This is a genomic window from Enterobacter mori LMG 25706 (assembly GCF_000211415.1).
Taxonomy (GTDB): domain Bacteria; phylum Pseudomonadota; class Gammaproteobacteria; order Enterobacterales; family Enterobacteriaceae; genus Enterobacter; species Enterobacter mori.
In genome coordinates, this window is record NZ_GL890774.1 from 519273 (window position 1) to 532604 (window position 13332).

General features: G+C 62.0%; 14 protein-coding genes. 12 read left to right on the plus strand and 2 right to left on the minus strand.

Translation table 11 applies throughout. From position 1 onward, the window contains the following. Window position 1: 1 nt before the first annotated feature. The 3 genes from traD (at window position 2) to csrA (ending at window position 3383) form a co-directional block, all read left to right on the plus strand. The gene (gene traD, locus ENTMO_RS0104340; protein ID WP_010427563.1) at window positions 2-2167 is read left to right on the plus strand and encodes a type IV conjugative transfer system coupling protein TraD; all 2166 of its coding nucleotides are present in this window, start codon (window positions 2-4) and stop codon (window positions 2165-2167) included. Continuing rightward, complete coding sequence (locus ENTMO_RS0104345; protein WP_010427564.1) at window positions 2164-2913, plus strand: TIGR03747 family integrating conjugative element membrane protein; 750 nt, start codon at window positions 2164-2166, stop codon at window positions 2911-2913. Before traD ends, ENTMO_RS0104345 begins: the two co-directional genes overlap by 4 nt. A 272-nt stretch (window positions 2914-3185) precedes the next feature. Next, the gene (gene csrA / locus ENTMO_RS0104350) at window positions 3186-3383 is read left to right on the plus strand and encodes a carbon storage regulator CsrA (RefSeq protein ID WP_010427565.1); all 198 of its coding nucleotides are present in this window, start codon (window positions 3186-3188) and stop codon (window positions 3381-3383) included. A gap of 61 nt (window positions 3384-3444) precedes the next feature. Here the strand turns inward: csrA and ENTMO_RS0104355 are convergent, their stop codons facing one another. Together ENTMO_RS0104355 and ENTMO_RS0104360 are read right to left on the minus strand one after the other, a co-directional pair. Next, complete coding sequence (locus ENTMO_RS0104355; protein ID WP_010427566.1) at window positions 3445-4734, minus strand: type II toxin-antitoxin system HipA family toxin; 1290 nt, start codon at window positions 4732-4734, stop codon at window positions 3445-3447. After that, window positions 4731-5099 carry a helix-turn-helix domain-containing protein gene (locus ENTMO_RS0104360; protein WP_041951347.1) on the minus strand — a complete coding sequence of 123 codons (369 nt, stop codon included), beginning with the start codon at window positions 5097-5099 and terminating at the stop codon, window positions 4731-4733. The genes ENTMO_RS0104355 and ENTMO_RS0104360 overlap by 4 nt, the downstream gene beginning before the upstream one ends. 340 nt (window positions 5100-5439) lie before the next feature. Between ENTMO_RS0104360 and ENTMO_RS0104365 the strand changes: the two genes are divergently transcribed. The 9 genes from ENTMO_RS0104365 to ENTMO_RS0104405 are packed head-to-tail and all read left to right on the plus strand — an operon-like array spanning window position 5440 to window position 13124. Next, window positions 5440-5796, plus strand: coding sequence for an integrative conjugative element protein, RAQPRD family (locus tag ENTMO_RS0104365; protein ID WP_010427569.1), 357 nt, complete (start codon window positions 5440-5442; stop codon window positions 5794-5796). Beyond that, entirely contained in the window at window positions 5793-6026 is a 234-nt protein-coding gene (locus tag ENTMO_RS0104370) for a TIGR03758 family integrating conjugative element protein (RefSeq protein WP_010427571.1), read from the plus strand. The genes ENTMO_RS0104365 and ENTMO_RS0104370 overlap by 4 nt, the downstream gene beginning before the upstream one ends. 16 nt (window positions 6027-6042) lie before the next feature. Continuing rightward, window positions 6043-6408 carry a TIGR03745 family integrating conjugative element membrane protein gene (locus ENTMO_RS0104375; RefSeq protein WP_010427573.1) on the plus strand — a complete coding sequence of 122 codons (366 nt, stop codon included), beginning with the start codon at window positions 6043-6045 and terminating at the stop codon, window positions 6406-6408. A 9-nt stretch (window positions 6409-6417) separates the two neighbouring features. Further along, window positions 6418-6819, plus strand: coding sequence for a TIGR03750 family conjugal transfer protein (locus ENTMO_RS0104380; protein ID WP_010427575.1), 402 nt, complete (start codon window positions 6418-6420; stop codon window positions 6817-6819). Then, window positions 6816-7508 (plus strand): PFL_4703 family integrating conjugative element protein, encoded by a 693-nt coding sequence (locus ENTMO_RS0104385; protein WP_010427577.1) that lies wholly within the window; start codon window positions 6816-6818, stop codon window positions 7506-7508. Before ENTMO_RS0104380 ends, ENTMO_RS0104385 begins: the two co-directional genes overlap by 4 nt. Further along, window positions 7505-8410, plus strand: a complete 906-nt coding sequence (locus ENTMO_RS0104390; RefSeq protein WP_010427579.1) for a TIGR03749 family integrating conjugative element protein — start codon at window positions 7505-7507, stop codon at window positions 8408-8410. Before ENTMO_RS0104385 ends, ENTMO_RS0104390 begins: the two co-directional genes overlap by 4 nt. Beyond that, window positions 8400-9827, plus strand: coding sequence for a TIGR03752 family integrating conjugative element protein (locus ENTMO_RS0104395; protein ID WP_010427581.1), 1428 nt, complete (start codon window positions 8400-8402; stop codon window positions 9825-9827). Before ENTMO_RS0104390 ends, ENTMO_RS0104395 begins: the two co-directional genes overlap by 11 nt. Next, window positions 9808-10242, plus strand: a complete 435-nt coding sequence (locus ENTMO_RS0104400) for a TIGR03751 family conjugal transfer lipoprotein (protein ID WP_010427583.1) — start codon at window positions 9808-9810, stop codon at window positions 10240-10242. The genes ENTMO_RS0104395 and ENTMO_RS0104400 overlap by 20 nt, the downstream gene beginning before the upstream one ends. Beyond that, window positions 10242-13124, plus strand: coding sequence for a conjugative transfer ATPase (locus ENTMO_RS0104405; RefSeq protein ID WP_010427585.1), 2883 nt, complete (start codon window positions 10242-10244; stop codon window positions 13122-13124). The genes ENTMO_RS0104400 and ENTMO_RS0104405 overlap by 1 nt, the downstream gene beginning before the upstream one ends. Window positions 13125-13332 lie beyond the last annotated feature (208 nt).

Genomic DNA, 13332 nt, shown 5'->3' on the forward strand with positions numbered 1-13332 from the left:
CATGGCCCAGCCTCATGCGGTGGAAGTGCTGCTGCGGCCAGCGGTGGAGCTATACACCGTTGCGGTTTGCGCCAGCGCCGCGTTGGTGTGCATAGTAGCCCCCTGGTCGCTGGCGTTAAGCCCGCTGCTGGGCTTCGGCAGCGCTCTGGCATTCCTCGTGTTCGGCGGCATCCGCTTGCGCGAGGCGATGGCCATCTTGCGATACCGCCGCAACATCCGCCGCCTGCCTCGCTATGTCATGACCAGCCGGCAGGTGCCGGTCAGTCGGCAACGCCTGTTTATCGGCCGCGGTTTTCGCTGGGATCAACGCCACACCCACCGGCTGATGCAGACCTATCGACCGGAGTTTCGGCGCTACGTCGAACCCACACAGGTCTACCGTCTTGCCCGGCGCGTCGAAGAGCGCCTGGAGTTCGCGCCGTTTCCGCTTTCAAAACTCGCCCGGGTGATTGCGTGGGACAGCCCATTGAATCCCGCGCGGCCGCTGCCCCCGGTGGGAGGCATGCCACGCCTGCACGGCATCGAGCCGCACGAGATCGACGTCACCCTGCCGCTCGGCGAACGCGTCGGTCACTCGCTTGTGCTGGGAACCACCCGCGTTGGCAAGACCAGGCTCGCGGAATTGTTCATCACCCAGGACATCCGTCGGCGCAACGCCTCCGGTGAACATGAGGTCGTCATCGTCTTCGATCCGAAGGGTGACGCAGACCTGTTGAAGCGGATGTACGTCGAGGCCAAACGCGCCGGGCGTGAGGGCGAATTCTATGTATTTCATCTCGGATGGCCCGACATTTCGGCCCGCTACAACGCTGTGGGACGTTTCGGCCGCATCAGTGAGGTGGCGACCCGCATCGCCGGGCAGCTTTCCGGGGAAGGCAATAGCGCTGCATTCCGTGAATTTGCATGGCGGTTCGTCAACATCATCGCCAGGGCCCTGGTGGAGCTGGGGCAGCGGCCGGACTACCTGCTGATCCAGCGACATGTCGTGAACATCGACGCGCTGTTCATCGAATATGCCCAACGCTACTTCGCAAGCCATGAGCCGAAGGCTTGGGAGATCATCGTTCAGCTGGAGGGCCGGATCAACGACAAGAACACGCCCCGTCACATGATGGGCAGGGAGAAGCGCGTGGTGGCGCTCGAACAGTATCTGTCTCAGGTGCGCGTATACGACCCCGTGCTTGATGGCTTGCGGTCGGCAGTGCGTTATGACCGCACCTATTTCGACAAGATCGTCGCGTCGTTGTTGCCGTTGCTTGAGAAGCTCACCACCGGCAAAACAGCACAGCTGCTCGCCCCCAACTATTCCGACCTGAACGACCCGCGACCGATCTTCGACTGGATGCAGATCATCCGCAAGAGGGCGGTCGTTTACGTTGGCCTGGATGCCCTGTCGGATGCGGAGGTCGCGGCGGCGGTCGGAAACTCGATGTTCAGCGATCTGGTATCCGTCGCAGGACACATCTACAAATTCGGGATTGATGACGGCCTTCCCGGCGCGGCTACCGAGATGAAAATTCCCATTAACGTTCACGCGGACGAATTTAATGAATTAATGGGCGATGAGTTCATTCCCATGGTCAACAAAGGTGGCGGCGCGGGCCTCCAGGTCACGGCCTATACCCAGACGCTGAGCGATATCGAAGCACGCATCGGCAACCGCGCAAAGGCTGGCCAGGTCGTCGGCAACTTCAATAATCTCTTCATGTTGCGGGTACGCGAAACGGCCACGGCAGAGCTGTTGACCAAACAGCTTCCCAAGGTCGAGGTTTACACGACTTCGCTGATGAGCGGCGCCTCCGATAGCTCGGATATTCGCGGCCAGACGGACTTCACCAGCAACACCCAGGATCGCATCACCACGACAAGCGTGCCGTTGATCGAACCCGCGCATGTGGTGTCTCTGCCCAAAGGCCAGGCGTTCGCATTGCTGGAGGGCGGGAACCTGTGGAAGGTTCGCATGCCATTGCCGGCGCCGGACCCGGACGAAGTGATGCCGAAGGATCTGCAGCAACTGGCAGGCTACATGCGCCAGCACTACGTCGAAGCCGGCGACTGGTGGGAAAACCAGGGACTTCCCGGCCTTCAGGATGAGCCCCTGCCGGACGACCTTCTCGACGACTTCCGGCACATTACCACAGTTGAAGACGAGGCGGCACTGCCATGAGCGATCCGGCCGCAACAGCGCAACGCCAGCAGAACCGCCAGCAGGGGCTGATCGCCGGCATCATCACGCTGCCGTTTCGCTTCTTCGGGGTACTGTGCGGCTCGCTCCTTCTGTGCATCGTCATCGAGTGCGTGGGCATGCACCTGTTCTGGCCGGAACAAGGATGGCGGCACGCAGAGGGAATGCTGGACTACGAGCTGACCCAGCTCTCCGGCCACTTCACCCGCAGCGCTCTCATACAGGAGCCGGGGCGAACCGCCCATTGGCTGGTCGAACAGGCCTACGAGTGGACCTTCGTCAAAACCGGCCTGCTGGAATGGATGCGCACTGCGGCGAACCATGCCAGCGCTCCCAGCCATGGCACAGCGCGGGATTTTCGCTACTACATCAGCCAGGCCTATGTCTGGGTGGAAAGCTACCTGATCGCCGCGGCGTTCACGACCCTGGTGTTCATCGTGCGCCTGATGGTGTTGGTGCTGACCTTGCCGCTGTTCCTGATGGCAGCTTTCGTCGGGCTGGTCGACGGCCTCGTGCGCCGCGACATCCGCCGTTTCGGCGCCGGACGGGAATCCGGCTTCATCTATCATCGCGCCAAAGCATCGCTGATGCCGCTGGCGGTGCTGCCATGGGTGATCTACCTGGCGCTTCCAGTGAGTATCAGTCCCTTGCTCATCCTGTTGCCCAGCGCGATGTTGCTGGGATTGGCAATGGACATCGCCGCCGGAAGCTTCAAGAAGTATTTATAGGTGTATTGCCACAATGCAAACTGACACTCGGGTCTGCAAAAGTTGATCGGCAATAACGATCAATCTTCAATTGTTGATCTGCAAAAGCATTCATGAAACACGAAATACTTCTGCCATGATGAAATTCCACCCGGTACGTCAAAGACAGGGAGCCCGGAGTGGAATAGCGACCAACACCATGGAAATCCGCCCGCGCTGTCATTGGCGGTTTTTTCCCTCCGGCCATTGATGGCCTTTTCGGCAGACAAAAAAAACGCCAGCAAGGACGGTAAATGCTCATTCTGACGCGCCGCGTCGGTGAAATTATCCGTATCGGGGACGATATCACCGTCACCGTCCTGGGGGTCAAAGGCCAGCAGGTGAAGTTCGGAACCTCTGCGCCGAAGGACGTGAATGTTCATAGAGAGGAAATCTATGACCGGATTCACGGCGAAAGAGTTTCGGCTCTTTCTGGAAAGAATCTCTATTAGACAGAAGCTATGAATACAGGCGCAATTTTGCGCCTGCTTCTCTTTTCAGTTAGTGGGTCGATCAACCCAGCAGCGTTTTCGCAAGCGACATCTGTTCATGCTCGAATGCGGGCGCGAAATCGTCCAGCTCGTTCGAGCGCAACCCCACCGCGGCACTGAGCGCCACCTTCCGCCAATCCACAACGGCTGCATGCACTTCGGCCAGAACGGCCAGCGCATCGCTCCTGCTCAACGAAAAATACGCGCTTCGGGCCAGCAGCATCTCAATATCGGTGATCGGCCCATCCTCTTCTGACAGCCAGGTCTTGGATTCCCGATCCTTGTCGGGGAAGGGATTGACGTCGAAGGCCGGCGCCAGTCGCCATAGCCCCTGTTCGACATGCAGAAAACCATGGTTCTGCAGGTGGTCGTCCACATTGGTGATCAACAGGTTGAAGACCAGACGCCGCCACAATTGCTGTACATCGGCGGTCGGCGCATGTCCCAGCGAGCGGATAACGTCCGCGATCTCGGTGTAGCTTCGATCCTCTTCGCGCGAAGCCTGGAGCATGGATGCGGCCGACTGATACGGTATACGCCCGTCGGCACCATCGCGATCGAAACGGCGGATGATCGCGACCGGTATGCCGTCGAGTTCCACGATACGGGCAGGCGCAGCGTCGATGCCGGCACGTTGCGCCAGGCACAGCGCCAGCACCTCTCCGCGCGTCACGCTGCGCGTGTCTCCCACGCTCGGGAATTTTCCGATAGCCAGCGCGCCATCTTCATCGACCACAGTGCTCTTGGGCCGCATGCCGCCAAGAGACGTGCCCTTGCCCTGCAGGTAACGCAGATCCTCGGTGCTTTCCTGGCCTTGCTCAACCGCACGGCTGGCGCTGTAGATGCGTTGCAGTTCCAGAAGCGGCGGTGTGCTACGCCTGCCGTCCTCCACCGTCCGACAATAGCAGCCATCCTGGTCGCGCAGACGCAAGGCGCCAACCCGACTAAAGTCGTCAACCGCCAGCAGGTAGTCCAGCTCGGTCAGCGGGGAGAGCGCTGCGTTGTCCTTCCGGCGCTTGGCGTGGTCCCGCGCGATGACCCTGCGTCCCCATGCGTCTGGAGCCGTATCAGCAAGGGCGAAGTGAAAGACCGAATCATGCGCTGACGGTGCCCTGCGTGGTTGATACCCGGCGTGAAGACCGAGATCGGCGGACACATTGAAGCCGGTCGGGTTTGCCAGCCAGTCCTGGTCGTAGGCGAAGGTTGTGTTTTCGCGGCGGCCCTGCTTGACGTAGACGAGGGTGCCAACTGGCGTGCCCGCCTTGCCGATGCAGACCTGAATCTGCTGACGTATCGAAACAGCCGATTTCATAGCGCCCCCGATTTGCCCGGCTTGCTACGCACGCGCTGGGGCAGGTTTTCGTCCATCAGCGTCAGGCCGATGTCGTCACGCGCCGTATCCAGCAGGCCAGCCAGCGCCTGTATCTCACCGAAGACATGCAGTGCGCGGGCAAAGAAGTGGATGGGCACGCGCACATCACCTTTTTCCATGCGCCGGACGGTGGACACGGATGCGCCCATTCGCTCGGCCAGCGAGGCCTGCGAAATCCGGCGGCGCCTGCGTGCCAGCGCGATGTCGCTGCCGAGCTTGCGGATGGCACGCTCGACAGGCAGCGGCAATGGAACATCTACTTTATCACTCTCAACGGAGTGACTATCTGGTTTATGTGTTTTCATGAGGCGGATTATTGCATTCTCCCGCCTAACTTTCAATAACCGCTCTCAAGGGAGCGCGCTTGTCAGATTAGCACCCCTATCGGAATGCTTATTTGCAGTGGAAGCATCTTTCTCCTGATATTGCGCAAGCGGTTCCGGCGCAAGCGAACACGCCACATTCGATCCCTGTCCCCCCAGCGAGCACCCACAGCCGACAGCGGCCGATACCACGTGGGCACGTCCGGACAGGCATATCCCCCGCATCCCAGGAATGTGGTGAGCCGGCAGTTCTCATTGTTTGCGGCTTTCACACGCTCACCGCCGCAGCATCAAGCCATTACGTATCAACGGGGAATGCACGATGGCACGGTCCTACCGCCCGGCACTTGCAAGGCGCAGCACGCTCGCAGCGCTGCTGATTATCGGCCTGTCGACGGCTCTACCGGCAGTCGCGACCGACGACAGCACTGAGAAGGAGCACCTGGCGGCATTCGTTCGCCAGCTGGACCTGCTCGGTCGTCTCGCGAAGCAGTCCGCTGCGACCGCATCGCAGGAGCGCGCCCGCTATCACTTCGACTACACCCGCCTCACGGCTGACCTGCAGCGCATGCGGACCGGCATCAACGACTACCTGACGCCGCAGCGCGCCCAACCGCGCGACCCCGCTGCGTTGCAGGGCGACTACCGACAGGACTCCGAACAGGAGCCGAAGAAATGAATTCCAGCCAGATCACCGCCTTTCAGACAAACGGCGGCTTCACCCCATCCGCCGTCTCCGTCGTGCTGGTCGGCGCCGTGTTCGCGGTCCTGCTGCTGTGGGGCGTGTGGGCGCTGCGTACGGCCTATGTTGGCTGGTCGGAGCAGCGGATTTCCCAGCGTCAGTTCCTCGGTGTCGCGGTGCGTTTTGTCGCGATGTACGTCGTGCTGACTTTTTTCCTCCTCTCGTAACGCAAAGGCTCACATCATGAATCCGGTTTCGCATCCCTTCCGCTACGCACGCATCGCCGCCCTGGCTTCCCTGCCGGCGTTTGCCATGCTGAGTTCGCTCGCTCAGGCCCAGGGCCTGCCCACGCTTGAAGACCCGTCGCGCGGCACGGGCTCGGGCATCATGGATACGCTGCGCAACTACGGCTACGACATCGTGATGCTGATCGCCTTGCTGGTGGTCGCATCGATGTTCGTCGGCGTTTGCTATCACGCTTACGGCACCTATGCCGAAATCCACACGGGCCGCAAAACGTGGGGCCAGTTCGGTCTGACAGTCGCGGTAGGCGCCGTCCTCCTGGTCGTCGGCATCTGGCTGCTCACCGAAGCCACTGGCGTTCTGTGAGGTACGAGCATGTCTGAGCATCAGGACGTCCGGCCTGACGGAACTGTAGCGTTCCTGCCGCATCGCCTCAACCGCCATCCCGTGGTCGTTCGCGGCCTCACGGCCGATGAACTATGGGTGTGTGCGGGCCTGTCGGGCGCGGCCGGCCTGTCGGTGGGCATTCCGCTGGCGATTGTCTTCTCGATGATCGCCATCGCGCCCACCACCATCGTGCTCGGCATCGCCGCCGGCGTCTTTGCCGGCGGCGGCATATTGCGCCGCCAGAAACGCGGCAGGCCAGACACCTGGCTTTACCGGCAGATCCAATGGTGGACCGCACGACGGCATCCGGGCATTGCCCAGTTCGTCGGCGGGCGGGACCTGGTGACCCGTTCGGGCTACTGGACAACCAGGCGGAGGGCCGCCTCATGAGCCGGTTCAAGAACGAGATTACCCATCTGCAGGCGCATATCAAGACCCTGCGCCTGGGCGCGGGCGCTTTGCTGCTGGTGGCCCTGGTCATGGGGATCGGCTGGTGGAATGCGCCGCGCGACCTGACCATTCACGTGCCGCCGGACCTGCGCTCGGGCAGCACCAGGAAATGGTGGGAAGTGCCGCCAGAGTCGGTTTATTCGTTCTCGTTTTATATCTGGCAGCAACTCCAGCGCTGGCCCGTCAATGGCGATGAAGACTATTCCCGCAACATCCATGTACTGTCGCCTTACTTCACGCCATCCTGCCAGAGTTTCCTGCGCCACGACTACGAATATCGCCGCACGGGCGGCGAACTGCGTCAGCGCGTGCGCGGCATCTACGAGATCCCCGGCCGGGGCTACGGAGAAGACCCCACGCTGCGCGTCAGGGCCGTCTCGGACAGCGACTGGATCGTCACGCTGGATGTGACCGCAGACGAATATTACGGCTCCGAACAGGTCAAGCGCGCGCTGGTGCGCTACCCCCTCAAGGTCGTGCGCTCGGATGTCGATCCGGAACGCAACCCGTTCGGTCTGGCCATCGACTGCTACAGCGGCGCGCCGCAGCGCATCACCACCCCTGCCCCTGTGCCCCAGACCAGAGCGACATCCGGCGGCCTCGGCGGCCCATTGGGAGACACGCCATGAAACACGTCCTCTATCTCCTCGGCATCCTGGTCACCGCGGGACTGCCCACTGCGGCCCAGGCGCTGGAAATCCTGCGCTGGGAGCGACTGCCGCTGGCTGTGTCCCTGCATGTGGATCAGGAGCGCGTCGTCTTTATCGACCGCAACGTCCGTGTCGGCGTCCCGGCATCGCTGGCCGGCCGCCTGCGTATCCAGAGTGCCGGCGGCGCGATCTACCTGCGTGCAAGCGAACCGATCGAGCCCACGCGACTGCAATTGCAGGACGCCGATAGCGGCGCGTTGATCCTGCTGGACATTGCCGCCGAAGCTGCGCCGGCAGGTCAGCCACCGCTGGAGCCTGTGCGCATTGTCGAAGCCGAGGGTGCGCCCACCCGCTACGGCGACCTGACGGCGGCAGCAACGGCTGACGACGACACGCAGGACGCGGTGTCCCGCACAGCTCGCCAGACGCCCGTGCCCGTAGTGCTGACACGCTATGCCGCCCAGAACCTCTATGCGCCCCTGCGTACTGTCGAACCGGTATCCGGCATCACGCGTGTCAATCTGAAGCGCAACCTGCCGCTGGACACCTTGCTGCCGACCTTGCCGGTACGCACCCGGGCGCTCGCCGCCTGGTGGCTCGATGGCCTTTGGGTCACGGCTGTGCGTCTCACCAACACCTCGAAACGCTGGCTGTCTCTCGACCCACGCGATCTGCAAGGCGACTTCATGACGGGGGCCTTCCAGCACAACACGCTGGGGCCGGCCGGTACGCCCGATGACACGTCGGTGGTTTATCTGGTGACCAAAGGACACGGCCTGGCTGAATCGCTGCTGCCAACGATCAGTCCCGTCAACGCGGCGCTGAACCTACCGGGGCCGAAGGCACCGACCGCCAAGAATGGAGGCCGTCATGAAAGGTAATGGCCTGCTCAAGTGGCTGATGATCCCGATGGCGCTGTTGCTGGTCTTTGTCGGCGTGAAGCTGTTTTCCGGTGGGGGTAGCCAGCCCGGCCGTGATGGCGGAACCCAGCTCACACCCGAAGAAGCCAGGGCCCTTGGCATCGAAGGCGACACGCCGCGGGATACGGTGGCGACGCTGGTCGGCCAGGTCCGGCAGTTGCGCACCGAACTGCAAACCGCACTGACCGACAACAAAACCCAGAAAGCGGAGAACGAACGCCTGCGCCAACGCGAGGGCGCCATCGATCGCCATATCCAGAGCGCCCTGGAAACCGAGCGTAATCAGTTGAAGAACGACCGCGAGCAGGTCGCCAGCGAACGCCAGCAAACTCAGGGTCTCCTGCAGGATCTCCAACGCCAGTTCGAGAACCTGAGCAACAAGAGCGGACATGCCGATCTGCCGGTCGGGTTGGGACTGGAGCCTGGTGACGGACCCGAAGCCGATGGTGTTCGCTGGATCGAGCCGGAGGATGCCCGCAGCGACGGCAAAAGCCGTACCCTTGGCACAGCCGGGAACTTCACATTCCCGACCAGTTTCGGCCCGGCACAGAAAACGCTGGATACGACGAGGGATGCAGTCGTCGACGCCGGCAGTAAGGCAACCGGCGTCTCCACGGCGAAGCCCGTTTTTACCGTACCTACGAACGCCACGTTGATGGGGTCGATTTCGATGACGGCGTTGATCGGGCGTGTGCCTGTCGACGGGACCGTGAACGATCCATACCCCTTCAAGGTCCTGATCGGTCCGGACAACCTTACCGCCAATGGCATCGACATTCCCGATGTCGCCGGTGCGGTCGTCAGCGGAACGGCGTCGGGCGACTGGACGCTCTCCTGCGTGCGCGGCCAAATCCGTTCGGTCACTTTCGTGTTCCATGACGGCACCATCCGCACGGTGCCCGAGGATGGCGAGCGTGGCGGCAACCGTCAGCAAAGCAACAACGGCAACAGTACGCAGGACGGCCTCGGCTGGATCAGCGATCCCTACGGCATTCCCTGCGTGAGCGGTGAACGGCGCAGCAATGCCCAGCAGTATCTCGGCACTCAGGCACTGATCACCGCTGCCGGGGCAGGTGCGGCATCGCTGATCAAATCCGACAACGGCAGCGTGGCGGTGGTCGCCAACAACAACGGCTCGCTCGGCACGGTCGGCATTTCCGGCAACGAAGCGATGGGCCGCATCCTCGCCGGTGGCGTCCAGGACATGTCGCAGTGGGTGAACAAGCTCTATGGCCAGGCATTCGCAGCGGTGTACGTCAAACCCGGCGCCAGGGTCGCGGTTCATCTCGAACAACCCTTCACCATCGATTACGACCCGAAGGGGCGCAAGGTCGATCATCGTCTCGGAGGTGCTTCTGATGCACAGGATCTGGATTAACGGCCTGGCGGTGCTGGTCATTGCCGTGGCGCTTGGCGGTTGCTCGACCAGCAAGGAAAAACTGCTGCCCCACGATGGAAAGACAATGATGGACATCTGGAACGAGGAAACCGGCGGCAACGCCCGCGGTGGCCAGATCGCACGTCAGTTGCTAGACGCCAGACAATCGTTGCGCCGTCCGCTGACCGAAGTCGATGTGAAGGCCGCGCCTGCGGTCAATGCCAGCTATACGCGCACGGCGCAAAACGAGATCTACCGGCAGTTCCAGCGCCTGCCGAATCCTGATCTCACCCTGTACGTGTTTCCCCATCTCGCGGGCACCGATCCGGTGCCCATCCCCGGCTACACCACTGTCTTCCCGCTGTACCAGCGCGTGCAATACGCCATGCCGGGCGAACGGACTGAGGACTACTGATGGGACCGTTTTTCAAACGCCGCGCTACGGCGACAGAGGTCAATAGCGGCTCCTCGCCAGATGCTCCATCGGATGCCTGGGCTCGCTATCTCGCGTCACTGGAGGCACACGGAATCCCTGAACCCGGCAAGCGGGACGCCACCAGGCACAGGCCCGCAACCCTGGCCGATGAACAGGCGCTGTACGACGTTTCACCGTCCTTTGCCGACCTGCTGCCGTGGGTGGAGTATCTGCCGGAGTCCAGGTGCATGCTTCTGGAGGACGGTGTTTCCGTCGCGGCATTCTTCGAACTGATGCCGATCGGCACGGAAGGACGGGAAGCATCCTGGCTGGCTCAGGTCCGGGACGCGCTGGAAAACGCGCTGCAGGACAGTTTCGACGAACTGGACGAGTCCCCATGGGTGGTGCAGTTGTATGCACAGGATGATGCCGACTGGAACCGCTATCTTTCCACGCTTGAAAACTACCTTCAGCCTCGGGCCAGGGAAAGCGAGTTCACGAAGTTCTATCTCCGTTTCTTCGGCCACCATCTGCGCGCCGTCTCCCGGCAGGGAGGGCTGTTCGAGGATCGCACGGTCACACGCTTGCCCTGGCGCGGGCAGACACGACGTGTCCGGCTGGTCGTCTATCGGCGCGTCGGCAATGCGCCGGCCCGGCGCGGGCAATCCCCCGAACAGGCGCTGAATGTCGTCTGCGAACGCCTAGCTGGCGGCCTCGCCAATGCCGGTGTGCAGGCGCACCGCCTCGATGCCGCCGCGATCCACGCCTGGTTGCTGCCCTGGTTCAATCCAGGACCGGCGCTGCTGGGTCCGACAGACGAAGACCGCGAGCGGTTCTATCGCCTGGCTTCCTATCCTGAAGACACCGAAGAAGGCGAACTGGAACTTGCCAGCGGCACTGACTTCGCGCAGCGGCTGTTTTTCGGCCAGCCGAGATCCGATGTCGAAAACGGCCTCTGGTTCTTCGACGGCATGCCCCATCGCACCATCGTGCTCGACCGTTTGCGCACGCCGCCGGCAACCGGCCATCTGACCGGCGAAACCCGCAAGGGAGGCGACGCCATTAATGCCCTGTTCGACCAGATGCCCGAAGACACGACCCTATGCCTCACCCTGGTGATCACGCCGCAAGACATTCTCGAAGCCCATCTGAACCATCTGGCAAAAAAAGCGGTCGGCGAAACCCTGGCATCGGAACAGGCGCTCAAGGACGTGCAACAGGCACGCGGTCTGATCGGCAGTTCGCACAAGCTCTACCGCGCTTCGCTGGCGTTCTACCTGCGCGGCCGCGACCAGGCCGATCTCGATATGCGCGGCCTCCAGCTCGGCAATGTCCTGCTCAATGCGGGCCTGCAGCCCGTGTGTGAGGAAGACGAAGTTGCTCCGCTCAACAGCTACCTGCGCTGGCTTCCTTGCGTCTACGACCCCGGCAAGGACAAACGGCAGTGGTACACCCAGTTGATGTTTGCACAGCACGCGGCCAATCTGGCCCCGGTCTGGGGGCGCAGTCAGGGAACCGGCCATCCTGGCATCACCTTCTTCAATCGCGGCGGCGGCACCGTCACCTTCGATCCGCTGAACCGCCTCGATCGGCAGATGAATGCGCACCTGTTCCTGTTCGGGCCCACCGGCTCGGGCAAGAGCGCCACCCTGAACAACATCCTCAACCAGATCACGGCGATTTATCGCCCGCGAATGTTCATCGTGGAAGCTGGCAACAGCTTCGGCCTGTTCGGCGATTTCGCGGCGCGGCTGGGCCTCACCGTGCATCGCGTCAAGCTGTCGCCCGGCGCTGGCGTGAGCCTCGCACCGTTTGCCGATGCCTGGCGGCTGGTGGATACGCCAAGCCAGGTGCAGACGCTCGATGCGGATGCGCTGGACGACGACACCGCGGACGAGGAATCGACGGAAGGCGACGAACAGCGTGACGTCCTCGGGGAACTGGAAATCACTGCCCGGCTCATGATCACAGGCGGCGAGGACAAGGAGGAAGCCCGAATGACGCGGGCCGATCGCAGCCTGATCCGCCAGTGCATCCTTGAGGCCGCACAGCGTTGCGTATCGGAGAAGCGCACGGTGTTGACCCGCGACGTGCGCGATGCGTTGCGTGAGCGCGGCCGTGATTCCACGCTACCTGAAACCCGCCGCACACGCTTACTGGAAATGTCGGATGCAATGGATATGTTCTGTCAAGGGATCGACGGAGAAATGTTCGACCGGCCCGGTACTCCGTGGCCGGAAGCGGACATCACCATCGTCGACCTGGCAACGTTCGCGCGCGAGGGCTACAACGCACAACTCTCGATCGCCTACATCAGCCTGATCAACACGGTCAACAACATCGCCGAACGCGATCAGTTCCTCGGCCGCCCCATCATCAACGTGACAGATGAGGGCCATATCATCACCAAAAACCCTTTGCTCGCGCCCTATGTCGTGAAAATCACCAAAATGTGGCGCAAGCTGGGGGCCTGGTACTGGCTAGCCACACAGAACCTCGACGACCTGCCGAAGGCGGCGGAGCCCATGCTCAACATGATTGAATGGTGGGTCTGCCTCAGCATGCCACCCGACGAGGTTGAGAAGATCGCCCGCTTCCGTGAGCTCAACCCGTCACAGAAAGCCCTGATGCTCTCGGCCAGGAAGGAGGCAGGGAAGTTCACGGAAGGCGTGATCCTGTCCAAGTCGATGGAACTGCTGTTCCGCGCGGTCCCGCCCAGCCTGTACCTGGCGCTCGCCATGACCGAGCCGGAAGAGAAAGCCGAGCGCTACCAGTTGATGCAACAGTTCGGCGTCAGCGAACTCGATGCCGCCTTCCAGGTCGCGGAAAAAATCGACCGGGCGCGCGGCATCAACTCTTTGCCTCTGGACGCATTGGACTGAACCGGGAAGTGGCCGGCGTCTTCCGGCTGGAACAGTCTGTAGCCCCTTGAATCGTGGTCAGATAGACGTAACAGGCCAACCAACAACCCGGTTCGGTCAAATTCTCTTTATTTGTCCCAAAAACAGAACGGTTGTGTTCGGCTGTGATGAAGAACCGACGCGAACAACCCGACCTTTCAGCAGATGACCTGGAGCCTGTTATGCAATT